The organism is Microbacter sp. GSS18 (assembly GCA_029319145.1).
GTDB lineage: Bacteria > Actinomycetota > Actinomycetes > Actinomycetales > Microbacteriaceae > Microbacterium.
This window is the reverse complement of the sequence record CP119753.1, coordinates 1,303,938-1,321,716: the sequence shown is the minus strand read 5'-3', so window position 1 is coordinate 1,321,716 and position 17,779 is coordinate 1,303,938. Positions and strand designations below refer to the sequence as shown.

General features: G+C 71.3%; 18 protein-coding genes. 17 read left to right on the top strand and 1 reads right to left on the bottom strand.

All coding sequences use genetic code 11. The features are described from left to right. The first annotated feature begins 83 nt into the window (after positions 1–83). Complete coding sequence (locus P0L94_06240) at positions 84–434, top strand: Rv2175c family DNA-binding protein (GenBank protein ID WES65667.1); 351 nt, start codon at positions 84–86, stop codon at positions 432–434. Between the two features lie 14 nt (positions 435–448). Here P0L94_06240 and P0L94_06235 read toward each other — a convergent pair whose 3' ends face one another. After that, positions 449–1,447, bottom strand: a complete 999-nt coding sequence (locus tag P0L94_06235) for a polyprenyl synthetase family protein (GenBank protein ID WES65666.1) — start codon at positions 1,445–1,447, stop codon at positions 449–451. Between the two features lie 150 nt (positions 1,448–1,597). On the opposite strand from P0L94_06235, the gene P0L94_06230 reads away from it, so the two are divergent. The 16 genes from P0L94_06230 to P0L94_06155 all read left to right on the top strand — a co-directional run bounded on the left by P0L94_06230 (position 1,598) and on the right by P0L94_06155 (position 17,748). Next, positions 1,598–1,966, top strand: a complete 369-nt coding sequence (locus P0L94_06230) for a DUF3040 domain-containing protein (GenBank protein WES65665.1) — start codon at positions 1,598–1,600, stop codon at positions 1,964–1,966. Between the two features lie 206 nt (positions 1,967–2,172). Continuing rightward, a complete protein-coding gene (mraZ, locus tag P0L94_06225) occupies positions 2,173–2,604 on the top strand; it encodes a division/cell wall cluster transcriptional repressor MraZ (protein ID WES65664.1) in 432 nt (143 codons plus the stop codon). A 104-nt stretch (positions 2,605–2,708) separates the two neighbouring features. Next, a complete protein-coding gene (rsmH, locus tag P0L94_06220; protein ID WES65663.1) occupies positions 2,709–3,665 on the top strand; it encodes a 16S rRNA (cytosine(1402)-N(4))-methyltransferase RsmH in 957 nt (318 codons plus the stop codon). Continuing rightward, entirely contained in the window at positions 3,662–4,246 is a 585-nt protein-coding gene (locus tag P0L94_06215; GenBank protein WES65662.1) for a hypothetical protein, read from the top strand. Before rsmH ends, P0L94_06215 begins: the two co-directional genes overlap by 4 nt. A gap of 4 nt (positions 4,247–4,250) precedes the next feature. Further along, a complete protein-coding gene (locus P0L94_06210) occupies positions 4,251–6,050 on the top strand; it encodes a penicillin-binding protein 2 (protein WES65661.1) in 1,800 nt (599 codons plus the stop codon). 25 nt (positions 6,051–6,075) lie between these two features. After that, positions 6,076–7,488: a UDP-N-acetylmuramoyl-tripeptide--D-alanyl-D-alanine ligase gene (locus P0L94_06205; protein ID WES65660.1), complete on the top strand. Its 1,413-nt coding sequence runs from the start codon at positions 6,076–6,078 to the stop codon at positions 7,486–7,488. After that, positions 7,485–8,597 carry a phospho-N-acetylmuramoyl-pentapeptide-transferase gene (gene mraY / locus P0L94_06200; protein ID WES65659.1) on the top strand — a complete coding sequence of 371 codons (1,113 nt, stop codon included), beginning with the start codon at positions 7,485–7,487 and terminating at the stop codon, positions 8,595–8,597. Before P0L94_06205 ends, mraY begins: the two co-directional genes overlap by 4 nt. Beyond that, positions 8,594–10,144 carry a UDP-N-acetylmuramoyl-L-alanine--D-glutamate ligase gene (gene murD, locus P0L94_06195; GenBank protein ID WES65658.1) on the top strand — a complete coding sequence of 517 codons (1,551 nt, stop codon included), beginning with the start codon at positions 8,594–8,596 and terminating at the stop codon, positions 10,142–10,144. The genes mraY and murD overlap by 4 nt, the downstream gene beginning before the upstream one ends. Next, positions 10,095–11,351: a putative lipid II flippase FtsW gene (gene ftsW, locus P0L94_06190; GenBank protein WES65657.1), complete on the top strand. Its 1,257-nt coding sequence runs from the start codon at positions 10,095–10,097 to the stop codon at positions 11,349–11,351. The genes murD and ftsW overlap by 50 nt, the downstream gene beginning before the upstream one ends. A gap of 10 nt (positions 11,352–11,361) precedes the next feature. Next, positions 11,362–12,453: a UDP-N-acetylglucosamine--N-acetylmuramyl-(pentapeptide) pyrophosphoryl-undecaprenol N-acetylglucosamine transferase gene (locus P0L94_06185; GenBank protein WES65656.1), complete on the top strand. Its 1,092-nt coding sequence runs from the start codon at positions 11,362–11,364 to the stop codon at positions 12,451–12,453. A gap of 64 nt (positions 12,454–12,517) precedes the next feature. Further along, a complete protein-coding gene (gene murC / locus P0L94_06180) occupies positions 12,518–13,924 on the top strand; it encodes a UDP-N-acetylmuramate--L-alanine ligase (GenBank protein ID WES65655.1) in 1,407 nt (468 codons plus the stop codon). A 6-nt stretch (positions 13,925–13,930) separates the two neighbouring features. Next, a complete protein-coding gene (locus P0L94_06175) occupies positions 13,931–14,926 on the top strand; it encodes an FtsQ-type POTRA domain-containing protein (GenBank protein ID WES65654.1) in 996 nt (331 codons plus the stop codon). A gap of 147 nt (positions 14,927–15,073) precedes the next feature. Continuing rightward, positions 15,074–16,243, top strand: coding sequence for a cell division protein FtsZ (gene ftsZ, locus P0L94_06170; protein ID WES65653.1), 1,170 nt, complete (start codon positions 15,074–15,076; stop codon positions 16,241–16,243). Between the two features lie 21 nt (positions 16,244–16,264). Continuing rightward, positions 16,265–16,954: a YggS family pyridoxal phosphate-dependent enzyme gene (locus tag P0L94_06165; GenBank protein WES65652.1), complete on the top strand. Its 690-nt coding sequence runs from the start codon at positions 16,265–16,267 to the stop codon at positions 16,952–16,954. 11 nt (positions 16,955–16,965) lie between these two features. Then, positions 16,966–17,445: a cell division protein SepF gene (gene sepF, locus P0L94_06160; protein WES65651.1), complete on the top strand. Its 480-nt coding sequence runs from the start codon at positions 16,966–16,968 to the stop codon at positions 17,443–17,445. Between the two features lie 3 nt (positions 17,446–17,448). Beyond that, positions 17,449–17,748, top strand: coding sequence for a YggT family protein (locus tag P0L94_06155; protein ID WES65650.1), 300 nt, complete (start codon positions 17,449–17,451; stop codon positions 17,746–17,748). The last annotated feature ends 31 nt before the right edge of the window (positions 17,749–17,779 follow it).

Below are 17,779 nucleotides of genomic sequence, written 5' to 3'. Positions count from 1 at the left end.
GCGTGTGACGAATGTGAATAGCCGGGGTCGCGGACGAGGGCGGCGTATGTCGTGCGGCGGTGAAGAAGTGCGATAGTGGCATGGTGACCGCTGACTCCGCGCCGCGCACCGAGACCGAATGGCTGACCCTCCCCGAACTCGCCGAGATCCTCGGCGAAACGCTGGGAAGGGTCCGCAGACTGATCGACGAGAACCAGCTGGTGGCGTCGCGACGCGACGGCGTGTCCAAGGTTCCCGCGCTGTTCCTCAAGGACGACCGTCCGCTGTCATCGCTGCGGGGCACCGTGATCGTGCTCCACGACGCCGGCTTCAGCGACGATGAGGCGATCGACTGGCTGCTCGCGCCCGAGGACACCATCGGCGTGGCGCCGATCGAGGCGCTCCGCGCCGGCCACAAGAGCGAGGTGCGGCGCGTCGCGCGGACCCTCGCCTGAGGCCGCGGGCGGGCTCAGGTGACCCGCTCCGTCGCCGCCCGCAGCAGGTCGCGCAGTTCGCCCACCGACGCGTTGTCCAGGCGTGCGCCGATCAGAGCGCGGTCGGCGTCCCGCGCGTAGTCCGAGATGAGGGCCTCGAGGCGATCGAGGGCCCCGGTTTCGACGATCGTGCGCTGCAGCGAGGCCACCTGGTCCGCCCCGAGCCCCGGGTCGCCGAGCAACTCGTCGAGGATCCGCCGCGCCGGAACGCTCAGCGCCTCTCTCGTATAGGCGACCAGGACCGTGCGCTTCCCCTCGCGCAGGTCGTCTCCCGCCGGCTTGCCGGTGCGCTCGGCGTCCCCGAACACGCCGAGCACGTCGTCCCGCAGCTGGAAGGCCATGCCGAGGGGGTGTCCGAAGCGGGCCAGCGCCGCGGCCTGCGCGGCGTCGGCCCCGGCCAGGGCCGCGCCGACGGCGAGCGGCTGCTGCACGCTGTACCGCGCCGACTTGAACGACGCCACGCGCAGCGCGCGCTCGGCGTGCCGCTCGTCGGGCTCGGTGGCGTACGCGGACTCCTCGGCGATGTCGAGGAACTGTCCGACGGTGACCTCGCGGCGCATCGTCGCGTACTCCCGACGAGCGGCGCCGGCCGCGTCGGCGGGAGCCGCGGCCAGGCCCTCCTCGAACAGGTCGTCGCTCCAGGCGACGAGGAGGTCGCCGAGGAGGATCGCGGCGGAGCGCCCGAAGGCGGCCGCGTCGCCGGTCCATCCCGCGTCGCGGTGCGCGGCCTCGAGAGCGCGATGCGCGGCGGGACGCCCGCGCCGCGTGTCGGAGTTGTCGATGAGATCGTCATGGACGAGCGCGGCGGCGTGGAAGATCTCGAGCGCGGCGGCGGCGGAGACGACCTCGTCGGGCAGGTCGCGCGAGCCGGTGACGGCGCGCCATCCGGTCATGCAGAATCGGCCGCGAAGCCGCTTGCCGCCGCTGACGGCGGTCGATGCCGCGTCGAGGATGAGGTCGGCTTCGGGGCCCATTTCGGCCGTCGAGCGGCGCTGATCCCGAAGGAACGTGTCTACTCGCTGGGAAATCGCCTCGATCGGGTCTGGAGAGAACGCCACGGGCCTAGCCTAGTAATGAAGCGCACGCGTAGAATCGTGCGGTATCCGAGCCACAGAGGGGGACGCATGCCACTCTCCGAACAGGAGCAGCGCTTGCTCGACGAGATGGAACGCCATCTCATGCGCAACGACGCAGATGTCGTCAGTGCGCCCCGAGACGGTCGCAGTCTCAGCTACCGGAACATCGTCTACGGCACGCTCCTGGTTCTCCTCGGCCTCGGCGGTCTGCTCGTCGGCGTGTCGATTCCGCTCGTCATCGTCGGGGTGATCGGGTTCGTCGTCATGCTCGGCGGCGTGATCCTCGCCGTGACCCCCGCACGCGGTGGTCTGCGCGCGGTTCCCAGCGACCGTCCGAGCGCCGCGAAGCCGGCCGCCCGCTCGTCGTTCATGGATCGCATGAACGATCGATGGGACAAGCGGCAGGAAGAGCGCTGACCGCCTGACCGGCTGACGCCACCACAAGCACCGACCTTCGGGTCGGTGCTTTTTTTGTGCCTGCGCACCGCCGCTGCCGCACCGCTCGAAGCCCGAAAGGGAGCGCCGGGGGAGCGGATGTCGGATCAGGGGTGACGAAGTGGAGGAAAGTGGAGTAAAGTGGCGCTTGTCCATCGGGGGGTGGGCTGGAGGGGGTGATCGCACCGATGCTTCTCGGTACGCACACTCCCAAGCTCGACGACAAGGGCCGGGTCATCCTCCCCGCGAAATTCCGCGACGACCTCGGCGACGGGGTCGTCATCACCCGCGGTCAAGACCGCTGCCTTTACGTCTTCAGCACCGAGGAGTTCGAGCGCGTGCACGACCGGATCCGCGAGGCGCCGCTGGCCAACAAGCAGGCCCGCGACTTCCTGCGCATGTTCCTGTCGGGTGCGAGCGCCGAGAAGCCCGACAGCCAGAACCGCATCACCATCCCGCCGCCGCTGCGCGCGTACGCCGGGCTCGAGAAGGAGCTCGTCGTCACCGGTGTCGGCGCCCACGCCGAGATCTGGAACGCCGGAGCCTGGGCCGACTACGCAGAAGCCAACGAAGAGAGCTACGCCGAGCTGGAGCAGGAGGTGATCCCGGGACTCTTCTGAGTCCCTCGGCCCTGACTCCCAGCCGCTCCCGCCCTGACGCACTTCCCCGGCGCCAGGTCAGAGCGGATGGGGATCAGGGCCGAGGGACCCGGCACCCGCAGACGATGGACATCCGCGACATCCACACCCCGGTCATGCTCGAGCGCTGCATCGAGCTGCTCGCCCCCGCCCTCGAGGACGAGGGCGCCGTCTTCGTCGACGCCACGCTCGGCATGGGCGGCCACTCGGAGGCCTTCCTCACCCGCTTCCCCGGTCTGCACCTGATCGGGCTCGACCGCGACCAGGACGCCCTGCGCATCGCCGGCGAGCGGCTCGCGCCGTTCGGGGACCGCGTGACGCTCGTGCACACCGTCTACGACGGCATCGCCGAGGCCGTGCGCAGTGCCGGCGTCGACCGCGTCGACGGCATCCTGTTCGACCTCGGCGTGTCCTCGCTGCAGCTCGACGTCGCCGACCGCGGCTTCGCGTACGCCCAGGACGCGCCGCTGGACATGCGGATGGACCAGTCCGAGGGCCCGACCGCGGCCGACGTGCTGGCGACGTACGGCGAGGGCGACCTGCGACGCATCTTCGAGCGCTACGGCGAGGAGAAGCTCGCCGGCCGTTACGCACGCGCGATCATCGCCGCGCGCGCCGAGGCGCCGATCGACCGGTCGGGCCGTCTCGTGGAGATCCTCATCGCGGCGACCCCGTACAGCGCGCAGCGCAGCGGGCACCCCGCCAAGCGCGTCTTCCAGGCGCTGCGCATCGAGGTCAACCGCGAGCTGTCCGTCCTCGAGCACGCGATCCCCGCGGCGCTGGGGACCCTGCGCGTGGGCGGGCGCATCGTCGTGCTGGCCTACCAGTCGCTCGAGGACCGCCTCGTCAAGCGCGAGTTCGCGCAGGCGTCCGCATCGACGGCGCCGAAGGGACTCCCCGTGGAGCTCCCCGAGCACGCGCCGCGCTTCCGTCTGCTCGTCAAGGGCGCGGAGATGGCGACCGAGGCCGAGCGCGAGCGCAACCCCCGCGCGACTCCGGTGCGGCTGCGCGCCGCCGAGAGACTGCGGGAGGAGAACGCATGAGCTCGCCTCTCGCACGGGCGCTGACCCCGTCGCGCCGCAGCCGGCCGGAGCGGACCGAGCGGCGCCTGCGCGCCGTCGACGCCCCGGGACGCCGCCGCCGCCCGAAACTCCTCTACGGCATCGTGGCCCTGCTGGGTGCCGCGGCGATCGCCGCGGCTCAGATGTCGCTGTCGATCCTCACGACCCAGACGTCCTACGAGATGTCCCGCCTGACCCAGCAGCAGCGGGAGCTCGACTGGCAGGCCCAGATCCTCTACGACGACATCGCCGGCCTCAGCTCGCCGCAGTACCTCGCGGCGAACGCCTCGGCGCTGGGGATGGTGATCGAGGAGTCGCCCAGCTACCTGCGGCTGAGCGACGGCGAGGTCCTGGGGACGAGCGGCATCGCGCTCGGCTCGTCCGCCATCGACGCGCTCGGCCGCGGCTCGGTCGCCAACGCCCTCATCACGGACACTCCGCTGGTCACCGAACCCGACGCAACGATCGCCGGGCTGCCCGCCGAGACCGTCACGGGTGAGGGCGGTGTCGTCGACACACCGCCCGCGCTGACCGACGGGCTCCCCACTCCCAGCACACACTGATCACATGACCGCCCGCAGCGCCCGCAGTCCTCGTCGCCGCACCATGGTGGCGCTGGCCGTCGTGCTCGCGGTACTCGCGGGCTTCATCGTGCGGCTCGTCGACATCCAGGTGGTCAACGCCGACGACCACGTCGCCGACTCGGTCGCGAACGCGCTGGGCTCCTCGCGGACCCTGTACGGAACGCGCGGCGCGATCGTCGACGAGGAGGGCCAGACACTGGCGGGCAGCATCCTGCTGTACGACGGCGTGCTCGATCCGCTCAACATCTCGGGCTACGAAGAGGACGGCGGGTTCCTGCGCGACGACGGCGGCGACGAGCCGGTGCGGGTGTCATGGGCGCAGGCGGCGTCCGAGATGGCCGCGATCACCGGGCAGGATTCGGCGGAGATCCAGCAGACCGTCGCCGACGCCCTCGCCGGCGACCCCGAGTCGCAGTTCGCGTATCTGAAGCGCCGGCTGACGACCGAGCAGTATCGCGAACTCGTCGCCATCGGCGCTCCCTATCTGACGTTCGACCAGCATCCGGCCCGCACGTACCCCGACGGCGCCGTGGGCGGCAATCTCGTCGGGTTCATGGGGTCCGAGGGCGCGCAGGCGGGCCTCGAGCTCACCGAGGACGCGTGCCTGGCGTCGACCGACGGCCGGGTGACGTATCAGCGCGGCAAGGACGGCGTCGTCATCCCCGGCACGGAGATCTCGGAGCCGGCCCAGGACGGCGGGACGCTGCAGCTGACGATCAACCGGGACCTGCAGTGGTACATGCAGCAGCTGATCGCCGAGCAGACCCAGGCGATGCGCGCCGACAGCGGCGCGATCCTGGTCGTCGAGACCGACACCGGCAAGATCCGCGCCGCAGCCGAGTACCCCACGGTCGATCCCAACGACGTCGGCGCCGCGGATTCCGCGGACCGGGGCAGCCGCATCTTCACCAACTGGTTCGAGCCCGGATCGACGTTCAAGCCGCTCACCGCCGCGACGCTCATCGACGCGGGCGGTCAGACCCCCGAATCGACCGTGACGGTCTCGAGCAGCGAGACCTTCGCCAACGGCGCCCGCGTGCGCGACGCCTTCGTCCACCCGGCGTTCGACTACACGCTCACGGGGGTCCTGATCGACTCCTCGAACGCCGGCATCTCGAAGTTCAGCGAGCGCGTCAGCGCGCAGACGCGCTACGAGTACCTCGAGAAGTTCGGCATCGGCGACGGCAGCGCCGTCGGATTCCTCGGCGAGCAGTCGGGCCTGATCTACCCCGCGGACCAGTGGGATGCGCAGACGGTGTACAACACGGCCTTCGGTCAGGGCCTGACCACGACCATGCCCGAGCTCGCCGGCGCGTACACGGCCATCGCCAACGACGGCATCCGCGTGCCGCTGTCGCTCGTCGAGAGCTGCACGACGCCGGACGGGACCGTGGTCACGCCCGACGCGCCCGAGCCCACGCGCGTGATCAGCGAGAAGACGTCGGCCGACGTGCGCGAGATGCTCGAGAACGTGTTCCTGCAGGCCAATTACGCCAACGACGTCGAGATCCCCGGGTACCGCGTGGCCGGCAAGACCGGAACCGGTGAGAAGTCCGACGGCAACGGCAGCTACAAGGTGGGCGCCTACTACACGACCATGATCGGGTTCGCGCCCGCCGACGACCCCGAGTACCTGGTGGTCGTCACGCTCGACGAGCCCACGAAGGTAAAGTCGTCTGCGGCCAATGCGACCGCGTTCCAGCGGGCCATGACGCAGGTGCTCAAGACCTACCGCGTGATGCCCGCGACGACGGCGCCGGAGATGCTCCCCAAGTTCGGGTGAGGACTCCGATCCGGCCGGAGAGAACATGATCCCCGTCACCATCGCTGACCTCGCCGCCGCCGTCTCCGGCGTTGTGCGGCTCGCCGCCGCCGACACGCCCGAGACGATCGTCTCGGGCGCCGTCGACACCGATTCCCGGCTCATCGGGCCCGGTGACGTGTTCGTCGCCAAGCCCGGCGAGACGACGGACGGCCATGTGTTCGTCGGCGCCGCCGTCGACGCGGGTGCGGCCCTGGCCATCGTCGAGCGGCCCGTCGACGCCGACGTGACGCAGATCGTCGTCGCGGATGCCGTCGCCGCCCTCGCCGACCTCGCCCGCGAGGTCGTGCGGCGCGTCCGCGAGCGCGGAGACCTGCGCGTGGTGGGCATCACGGGCTCCAACGGCAAGACCACCACGAAGAACCTGCTCGCCCGAATCCTCGAGGGGGAGGGCGAGACCGTCGCGCCGCGCGCCTCGTTCAACAACGAGGTGGGCGCTCCGCTGACGATGCTGCGCGTGACCGAGGACACGCGGTTCCTCGTCAGCGAGTTCGGCGCGAGCGCGCCGGGGGAGATCGCGCGCCTCGCGGGCCTGGTCGAACCCGATGTCGGCGTCGTCCTCATGGTGGGGATGGCCCACGCGGGCGGCTTCGGCGGGATCGAGGCGACGTTCGCGGCCAAGTCCGAGCTCGTGCGCGCCGTCCGGCCCGGCGGCCTCGCGGTCCTCAACGCCGATGACGGGCGCGTGTCGGCGATGGCCCCCATCGCCGAGGAGCGCGGGATCGCGGTGCGCTGGTTCGGCCGGGGAGCCGGGGCCGACGTGCGCGCCGACGACGTCGCGGTGACCGCCGACGGCACGACCTGCACGATCGTCGCCGACGGCCAGTCCCACCCGCTGCGCCTGCGCGTGCTCGGCGAGCACCACGTCATGAACGCGCTGGCGGCCATCGCCGCAGCCACGGCGCTGGGCGTGCCCCTCGCGGCGTGCATCGAGCGGCTCGAGTCGGTCGAGATCGCCGAGCGCTGGCGCATGCAGCCGCTCGGCTCCGAGAGCGTCCGCATCATCAACGACGCCTACAACGCCAGCCCCGACTCCATGTCCGCGGCGCTGCGCACGCTCGCGCAGATCACCGCGCCGGCGCAGCGCACCGTCGCGGTGCTGGGCGCCATGAGCGAATTGGGGGAGTACGCCGAGGAGGAGCACGACCGCGTGGGGCTGCTCGCCGTGCGCCTGGGCATCCAGCGCATCGTCGTGGTCGGCGCGGACGCGCGCCGCATGTTCCTCGAGGCGGTCGCGCAGGGCTCGTGGGACGGCGAGGCCGTGTGGTTCGCGACCGCGGACGAGGCGTACGACTACCTCGTCGGCGAGCTGCGCGAGGGCGATCGCGTTCTTGTGAAGTCGTCCAACTCCGCCGGGCTCCGGTTCCTCGGCGATCGTCTGGGAGAATCCTTCTCGTGAGATCACTACTGACGGCAGCGGCGATCTCGATGGCCTTCACGCTGTTCCTGACGCCCGCCTTCCTGCGCCTGTTCCATCGCTGGGGCTGGGGGCAGGTGATCCGCACTCCGGAGCACGGCAACAACCCCAGGCACGGCGCCAAGCGCGGCACGCCCACGATGGGCGGCACGATCTTCATCGCCGGAACGATCATCGGCTACCTCACCGGCGCGTTCACCGGCAACAACCCGCCGACGGTCTCCGGATACCTCGTGCTGTGGATGATGGTGGGCTTCGGCGCCGTCGGATTCATCGACGACATGATGAAGGTGCGCTCGCAGCGCAGCCTCGGCCTGTCGGGGTGGCGCAAGGTGGCCGGGCAGGTCATCGTCGCGATCCCGTTCGCCGTCGTCGCGCTGAACTTCCCCAACGCGTTCGATCAGACTCCCGCGTCGCCCTACATCTCGATCTTCCGCGACGTCCCGATGCTGTCCTTCATGGCCCTCGGGCCGATCATCGGCTGGATCCTCTACATGACGTGGATCTCGTTCGTCGGGGTCGCCTCGTCGAACTCGGTCAACGTCAGCGACGGCCTCGACGGCCTGGCCGCCGGATCGGGCATCTTCGTCATCGGCGCCTACAGCCTCATCGCGTTCTGGCAGTTCAACCAGGCCTGCACGGGGGCCGAGCTGCTGCCCGCGGCGACGCAGAGCGCGTGCTACCAGGTGCGCGACCCGTTCGATCTGGCCATCGTCTCGGCGGCGTTCGTCGGGGCCCTCGTGGGCTTCCTGTGGTGGAATGCGCCCAAGGCCAAGGTCTTCATGGGCGACGTCGGCTCGATGGCGATCGGCGGCGTGCTCGCCTCGATGGCCATCCTGACCCGCACCGAGCTGCTCATGATCCTCGTGGCCGGCGTCTACGTCATCGCGTCGGGCTCGGTCATCCTGCAGCGTCTGTACTTCAAGCTCACGCGCGGCAGGCGGCTGTTCCTCATGAGCCCGCTGCATCACCACCTCGAGATGCGCGGGTGGCCCGAGATCACGATCGTCGTGCGCATGTGGATCATCGCGGGCCTGCTCGCCGTGTCGGGCGTCGGGTTCTTCTACGTCGAGTGGCTGATCGCCACATGAGCGGGGCGCGACTGGATTCGCTCACGAGCTGGCATGCGGACTGGAAGGGCCTGCGTGTCGCCGTGCTCGGTCTGTCGGTGACCGGCTTCTCGGTCGCCGACACGCTGACCGAGCTGGGCGCCGACGTGCTCGCGGTGACCGAGACGGCCGATGAGGAGTACGAGCGACTCCTCCCGGTGATCGGCGCGCGCCTGTGGACCGGCCCGCTCTCGGCCGTTCCCGACGAGCTCGTGGCGTTCGATCCCGAGGTGGTCGTCGCCTCACCCGGCTTCGCGCCCGCGCACCCCGTGGTCCGATGGGCGCAGGACGCCGGCATCGCGCTGTGGGGCGACGTCGAGCTGGCGTGGCGCGTGCGCGACAAGGTGCTGCGTCCCGACGGCGAGCCGGCTGCGTGGGTCCTCATCACCGGCACGAACGGCAAGACCACGACGACGCGCCTGACGGCGACGATGCTCGTCGCCGGCGGCCTGCGGGCCGCGCCCGTCGGCAACATCGGCACGCCCGTGCTGGACGCCGTCCGCGACCCCGAGGGCTTCGACGCGCTCGTCGTCGAGCTCTCGAGCCATCAGCTGTGGTACCTCGGCCTGCAGTCGGGACCCGAGCCGGTCTCGCCCCACGCGGCCGTGTGCCTCAACCTCGCCGACGACCACCTCGAGTGGCACGGCTCGTTCGAGGGCTACCGCGACGCCAAGGCGCACGTGTACGACAACACGCGCGTCGCGTGCGTGTACAACAAGGCGGATGAGGCCACGCGCGCGATGGTGGAGGACGCCGACGTCGTCGAGGGTGCGCGCGCGATCGGCTTCGACCTGGGCGTCCCCGGGCCCAGCGATCTCGGTGTCGTCGACGGCATCCTCGTCGACCGCGCCTTCCTCGCCGAGCGCCGGACCAGCGCGCTGGAGCTGACGACGCTGGACGCGCTGGCCGACGTCGATCTGGCAGCTCCCCACATCGTGTCGAACATCCTCGCCGCGGCCGCGCTCGCGCGCAGCCTCGACGTGCCGCCCGCCGCCATCCGCGACGCCCTCGCGGGCTTCCGCCTCGACCCGCATCGCAACCAGGTCATCGCCCGCCACGGCGGCGTGACGTGGATCGACGACTCGAAGGCCACCAACCCGCACGCCGCGGCATCCTCGCTGACCGCCCACCCCGGCGCGGTGTGGATCGTCGGCGGCCTGCTCAAGGGCGTCGACATCTCGGACCTCGTGCGCTCGCGCGGTACGGGGGCCAAGGCGGCCGTCGTGATCGGGACCGACCGCACCGCCGTGCTCGCCGCGTTCGCGCGACACGCGCCCGCGGTGCCGGTGATCGAGGTCGACGCCGCAGAGACTGAGGATGTCATGGCGCGGGTGGTGGAGATCGCGGCCGGGATCGCCGATGACGGGGACGTGGTTCTCCTCGCTCCCGCCTCGGCCTCGTTCGACCAGTTCTCGTCCTACGCCGACCGGGGGAGGCGCTTCGCCGCCGCCGTGGAGCAGTTGATCGGACGGGGGCCCGGTGGCACGCACGACGCAGACGCCGACCCGGCCGACGGCGCAGACCGCTGACGCCGGCGCCCGCCGGGGACTGGCCGCCCGCATATCGCTGGGCCGCGTCTTCGCGCCGGTGCCGAGCGAGTTCCTGCTGATCGTCTCGACCGCGCTGCTGCTGACCGTCTTCGGTCTCGTGATGGTGCTGTCGGCCACGAGCGCCGTCGCGACGGCGGCCGGCGAGCCGGCGTGGGACGCCATGCTCCGGCAGGGGATCTTCGCGGCGATCGGCATCCCGCTCATGCTGATCACCAGCCGCCTGCCGGTGCTGTTCTTCAAGCGCATCGCGTGGGCGGCGCTCATCCTCGCCACGATGTTCCAGATGCTGGTGTTCACGCCGCTCGGGTACGAGATCGCCGGAAACCGCAACTGGATCGAGATCGGCGGGCTCACCGCCCAGCCCTCGGAGTTCCTCAAGCTCGCGCTGGCGCTGTGGCTCGGCTACGTGCTCTACCGCAAGCAGTCGCTGCTGACGAAGTGGCAGCACGTCTTCATCCCCGTGGTGCCCGTCGCGGGTCTCGTGATCGCCACGGTGCTGGCCGGCCACGACCTCGGCACGGCGATGATCCTGTTCCTGCTGGTCCTGGGCGCGCTGTTCTTCTCGGGCGTGCGGCTGCGGCTCTTCGTGCTCCCCGCGCTGCTCGCGGTCGGCTCGGTGGCGATCCTCGCCGTCACCAGCCCGAACCGCATGAACCGCATCCTGAGCTTCCTCGACGAGGACTGTCTGGCCGACTACTACAACACCTGCTATCAGCCCCTGCACGGCATCTGGGGGCTCGCCAACGGTGGCATCTTCGGCCTGGGCCTGGGCAACTCCAAAGAGAAGTACGACTGGCTCCCCGCGGCCGCCAACGACTACATCTTCGCCATCGTCGGCGAGGAGCTGGGCCTGATCGGATGCATCGTCGTGCTGGCGCTGTTCGCGCTGTTCGCCGTCGGCGCGTTCCACATCATCCGCCGCACGGACGATCCGTTCGTGCGCATCGTGTCGGGCGCGATCACGGTCTGGATCGTCGGGCAGGCGCTGATCAACATCGGCGTCGTGCTGCGGGTGTTCCCGGTGCTGGGCGTGCCGCTGCCGTTCATGTCGCAGGGCGGCACGTCGCTGCTGTCGGTGCTGCTGGCCAGCGGCGTGCTGCTCGCCTTCGCCCGCACGCTTCCCGAGCGCCGCGCCTCGGCGCCCGCGCGGCCGCGGAGTGCCCGGACGGCCCGTGCGAGCCGGTAGTCTCGCCTGAGTGACGACGTACCTGCTGGCCGGAGGCGGCACCGCCGGACATGTGAACCCGCTGCTGGCCGTGGCCGATGCCCTGCGGGCGCGCGATCCCGAGGCGGACGTGCTCGTGCTCGGCACGGCCGAGGGCCTCGAGGCCCGGCTGGTGCCGGCACGCGGCTACGAGCTGCTGATCGTCGACAAGGTGCCGTTCCCGCGACGACCCGATCGTGCGGCCGCCGCCTTCCCCGGACGCTTCCGTCGCGCGGTGGGCCAGGTGCGCGCCCACCTGGCCGAGCGCGGCGTGGACGTCGTGGTCGGCTTCGGCGGCTATGCCTCCGCGCCCGCCTACGTGGCCGCGCGCCGCGCCCGGGTCCCGATCGTCGTGCACGAGGCCAACGCACGCCCGGGGCTCGCCAACGTCCTGGGCGCGCGCGTGGCGGCGGGCGTCGGCGTCGCCTTCCCCGGCACGCCCCTCAAGCGGTCGCACGTGGTCGGCATGCCGCTGCGCCGCGAGATCGTCGACCTGGATCGCGCCGGGCTGCGTGCGGAGGCGGCGGAGCACTTCGGCCTCGAGCCGGACCGTCCGACGCTGCTGGTGTTCGGCGGGTCCCTCGGCGCGAAGCGGCTCAACGAGGCGTTCGGCGAGGGGCACGATGCGGCGTGGCGCGATGTGCTGGCCGCGGGGTGGCAGCTGCTGCACGTCACGGGCGAGCGCTCCGAGCTCGAGGATCCGCAGGTGCCCGGCTACGCCGTGCGCCGCTACATCGACCGCATGGATCTGGCGTTCTCGCTCGCGGACTTCATCGTGTCGCGCTCCGGCGCGGCGACGGTGTCGGAGATCAGCGCACTGGGGATCCCCGCCGTCTACGTCCCGTACGCCGTCGGGAACGGCGAGCAGGCGCTCAACGCGGCGTCGGCGGTCGAGGCGGGCGCGGCGATCCTGATCCCGGACGCCGAGTTCACCGGCGACCGCGTGCGCGCCGGGATCGTCCCCCTGCTGGCCGACACGGCGCGGCGCGATGCGATGCGCGACGCCGCGGCGCACGTGGGGACGCGGTCGGGGTCGGAGAACCTGATCGCGATGATCGACCACGTCGTCGCCGAGCACGGGTGAGCGCACGCCGCTCCCAGCGCGCCGGGAGCCTGGCGCGCACGCGCCGATCTAGGATTGTCGGGCAATGATCAGACCCGACCTCTCGCTCCCCATCCCCGACGACATCCGGGCCGCGCACTTCATCGGCATCGGCGGCTCGGGGATGTCGGGACTGGCCCGCATGTTCCTCGACCGCGGCATCCGCGTCTCGGGCTCGGACCGCGCCGACAGCGCGGCCCTGCGCGATCTCGCCGCCCGCGGAGCGACCGTCTCGGTCGGCCACGACGCCGCGAACCTCCCCGACGACGTCGACACCGTCGTGCACACCGGCGCGATCTGGCCCGGGAACCCCGAGTTCGTCCTCGCCAAGGAGCGCGGCCTGCACGTCATCCACCGCTCGCAGGCCCTCCACTGGCTGATCGGGGGCCGGCGACTCGTGTCGGTCGCGGGCGCCCACGGCAAGACGACGTCGACGGGCATGATCGTGACCGCTCTGCGCGGGCTCGACGTGGACCCCACGTTCGTCAACGGCGGAGTGATCGCCCAGCTGGGCGCCTCCAGCGGCACCGGCTCCGACGACCTCGTCGTGATCGAGGCCGACGAGTCCGACGGCACCTTCCTCCTGTACGACACCGCCATCGCCCTCATCACCAACGTCGACCCCGACCACCTCGACCACTGGGGGACGCGCGAGGCGTTCTACGAGGCGTTCGTGCGCTTCGGCGACGAGGCCTCCGAGGCCGTCGTCATCTCGGCCGACGATCCGGGCGCGCAGCGCGTGACCGCCATGCTCAGCCACCGACGCGTCGTGACGTTCGGCGAGGCAGGCGGCGCCGACGTGCGCGTCGGGGACATCCGCACCGACGGTCCGGTGTCGTTCACCGTCGCGCACGGCGGCCGGACGGTCACCGCTCGGCTGCCGATCCCGGGGCGCCACAACGCCGTGAACGCCACCGGCGCGGTCGCGGTGCTCCTCACCCTCGGATTCGCGCTCGAGCCCGCGGTGCGCGCCGTGGAGGAGTTCACCGGCACGATCCGCCGCTTCGAGCTGCACGGCGTGGAGCGGGGCGTGAGCGTCTACGACGACTACGCCCACCACCCGACCGAGGTCGCCGCGGCGCTCTCGGCCGCCCGCACCGTCGTCGGCGAGGGCCGTATCATCGCGATCCAGCAGCCGCACACGTACTCGCGCACGCAGGAGATGTACCGCGAGTTCGCCGACGTGCTCGAGCAGCACGCCGACCACACGGTGATGCTCGACGTGTACGGGGCGCGCGAGGACCCCGTGCCCGGCGTGACCGGCGAACTGGTCAGCGGCGCGTTCGCCGACCCGTCCCACGTGCACTTCGTCGCCGATTGGCAGCAGGCCGCGGACTACACCGCCTCGGTCGCTCGGGCCGGCGACTACGTCATCACGCTCGGCTGCGGGAACGTCTACCAGATCATCCCGCAGGTGCTCGAGGCGCTCGCGCGCCCGGACGCGGGGGAGTAGCACCGCATGCGACGGCCCGCGCCGCTGCCCCCGCCCGGCGGCAGGCCGCGTGCGTCGGCGGGCGACGGATCGACGCCGAGGCCGGACGGCGATGCCGCGGAGCAGCCGTCCGCCGATCGGCGGCCGGCGGCCGAGGCCGACCTCGCGCCGGTCATCCCGATGACGGCACCGACCCCGCTGCCGCGCGAGAGGACCGCATCCGGCGACGGTGCGTCCTCCGACGCTGCGGGGGGCGAGAGCATCGGGTGGCGCGACGTGTGGCGCGCGGCCCGCGCCCGTCGTCGCGCGCTGCGCGGCGAGGTCCGGCGGTTCACGGTGCGGCAGCGCCGGCGGCGGATGCTGTGGATCGGCGCGGCGGCGTCCGTCGTCCTCGTCGCCGCCGGGACGACCGGGGCCGCCTACAGCCCGCTGTTCGCCGTCGAGGCGATCACGGTCGTGGGGACGGATGCCCTCGACGCGGGCGACGTCGAGGCTGCGCTCGGCAGCCAGCTGGGCACGCCCCTGCCGCTCGTCGACGAGAGCGCGGTCAAGGCCGCCCTCGTGACGTTCCCGCTGGTGGAGTCGTATGCGCTCGAGGCGCGGCCGCCGCACGAGCTCGTGGTCCGCATCGTCGAGCGCACCCCGGTCGGCCTGATCCGCTCGGCGGCCGGCTACACGCTCGTGGACGCCGCGGGCGTGGCGCTTTCGACGACCGAGCAGCCGACGGCGGGCGTGCCGGTGATCACCGTCACCGGCGGCACCGCGTCGACGGCGTTCGAGGCGATCGGCCAGGTGATGCGCTCGCTGCCCGACGGCATCCGCGACCGCGTCACGGCCGTCGCGGCCTCGACCCCCGACGACGTCACGCTGACCCTGGGCGGAACGAACACCGCGGTCGTGTGGGGCAGCGCCGAGCAGTCCGCGATGAAGGCCCTCGTGCTCGAGACGGCCATGCAGGCGCGGCCTGCGGCGGAGGTCAGCGTCTACGACGTGTCCTCGCCGGACGCCATCGTGATCCGGTGACGCGCGGCAGTTTGTCGCGACACGCCCACGACGCTCCGGTGTGCGAGGACGCGGCCACGTACCTTCGACTCAGGAATTGCATACCGAGCAATTCTTTATACCTCTACTAGAGGTTTAAGGTTTCGGGTTCGGGAGACGGAGGCCGGCATGAGCCAGAATCAGAACTACCTCGCCGTGATCAAGGTGGTCGGCGTGGGTGGTGGCGGAGTCAACGCCGTCAATCGCATGATCGAGCTCGGCCTTCGCGGCGTCGAGTTCATCGCGATCAACACCGACGCGCAGGCGCTGCTCATGAGCGACGCCGACGTCAAGCTGGACGTCGGGCGCGAACTCACGCGCGGACTCGGCGCGGGAGCCGACCCCGAGGTGGGTCGACGCGCCGCCGAGGACCACGCCGAGGAGATCGAGGAGGCCCTGCGCGGGGCCGACATGGTCTTCGTCACGGCGGGCGAGGGCGGCGGCACCGGCACCGGCGGGGCGCCCGTGGTCGCGAAGATCGCGAAGTCGATCGGCGCCCTGACGATCGGCGTGGTCACCAAGCCGTTCTCGTTCGAGGGCCGGCGCCGTCAGAGCCAGGCCGAGGCGGGCGTGTCCCGTCTGAAGGAAGAGGTCGACACCCTCATCGTCGTGCCGAACGACCGGCTGCTGGAGATCAGCGACCGCGGCATCTCGATGATCGAGGCGTTCGCCACCGCCGACCAGGTGCTCCTCGCCGGTGTGCAGGGCATCACCGACCTCATCACGACGCCAGGGCTCATCAACCTCGACTTCGCCGACGTGAAGTCCGTGATGCAGGGGGCGGGCTCCGCCCTGATGGGCATAGGGTCCGCCCGCGGGGCGGACCGGGCGATCAAGGCCGCCGAACTCGCGGTCGAATCGCCCCTGCTGGAAGCGTCGATCGAAGGCGCGCACGGCGTCCTGCTGTCGATCCAGGGCGGCTCGAACCTCGGCATCTTCGAGATCAACGACGCCGCGCAGCTGGTCAAGGAGGCCGCGCACCCCGAGGCGAACATCATCTTCGGGACCGTCATCGACGACACCCTCGGTGACGAGGTGCGCGTCACGGTCATCGCCGCGGGCTTCGACGGCGGCGAGCCGCAGACGCGCATCGAGCCGATGGCCGCCGCGCGCGTGGTCACCCCGCCGGCGGTGCCGGACGCATCGGCCGACGAGGCCGCGGCGACCGGCGGCACCTCCGCGAAGGAGATCGCCGCGGACGCCGAGCCGGTGTCGGTGAGCGTCGGCGCGGGGTCGGACTCCGCCTACGACTCGGCATTCGGCGACGACGACCTCGACATCCCCGACTTCCTCAAGTAAGCACGAAAGCGCACCGCCCGCGTGGACACCGATCTCGCCACCCGTCTCCTCGAGGTCGACACGTCCATCGCGGGCGCGGCGCGGTCTGCGGGACGCGATCCCGAGACGATCACGCGCATCGTCATCACGAAGTTCCACCCACCGAGCCTCGTGGAGGAGCTGTACCGGCTCGGGGTGCGCGATGCGGGGGAGAACCGCCAGCAGGAGCTGACCGAGAAGGCGGCGCTGCTGGGCGGGCTCACCGAGCTGCGCTGGCACTTCGTCGGGCAGCTGCAGACCAAGAAGGCGCGGGCGGTGCGCCAGGCGGCATCCGTCGTCCACTCGGTGGACCGCGACCGTGTCGCCGATGCGCTGGATCGGGTCGCCACGGACGGCGAGCCGCCGCTGGACGTCCTCATCCAGGTCAACCTGACCGACGACCCCGGCCGGGGCGGCGTCGCGCCCGAGGGGATCGAGGGCCTCGCAGAGCACGTCGCCGGGTGCGGCACGCTGCGCCTGCGGGGGATCATGTCGGTCGCGCCGCTGGGCGAGCCCGCCGCGCCGGCTTTCGAGCGCCTGGCGGGCTACGCGCAGCGGCTGCGGCGCGTCGTCCCGGATGCGGACTGGATGTCGGCGGGCATGTCCGCCGACTTCCGCGAGGCCATCGCCGCCGGCGCGACACACCTGCGGATCGGGTCCGCAATCACCGGCCCGCGGCCCGAGCGCCGTTAGCCTCGGAACAGATGAGCACGACGGAGGATGCCATGTCCAACCCTTTGAAGAAGACCATGGTCTACCTGGGTCTCGCCGACGAAGAGGAGATCTACGACGAGCCTGCGGCGCAGCCGGCCGCACGGAAGGAGAAGTCCATGGACAAGCCCGCGCCCGTGACGCCGATCCACCGGCCCGCCGTCGTCCGTCAGCCGGCGCCCTCGGCGATCAGCGAGATCCTGACGGTCCACCCCAAGCAGTACCGGGACGCCCAGGTCATCGCCGAGAACTTCCGCGACGGCATCCCCGTGATCATCAACCTGTCGCAGATGAGCGACGCCGACGCGCGCCGCCTGATCGACTTCGCGAGCGGTCTGTCGCTCGGTCTGTACGGCCGCATCGAGCGCGTCACGAGCAAGGTCTTCCTGCTCTCTCCTGAGAATGTGGCCGTCTCCGGCGACGGCGCAGTGGCCCAGGCCGACCCGGAAGCTGTTCCTTTCCCTCAGACTTGATACGTGGACGTCCTCCGGCTGATCGCGGCGATCCTGAATTTCGCCCTCCTCATCTATGTGTTCGTGCTGTTCGCCAGACTGGTGCTCGAATGGGTGCCCTTCTTCAATCGCGAATGGCGCCCGCGCGGCGCGGGACTGGTCGCCGCTGAGATCGTGTACACGGTCACCGATCCTCCGATCAAGCTGTTCCGGCGCTTCATCCCGCCGCTGCGGGTCGGTCCGATCGCGATCGACTTCGGTTTCGCGCTGACCATGCTGGCGGTGTTCATCCTGCTCAGCATCACGCGCTCCCTGGCGTCATGACGCCGTGCCCGCGGCGAGGTGCGACGCACAC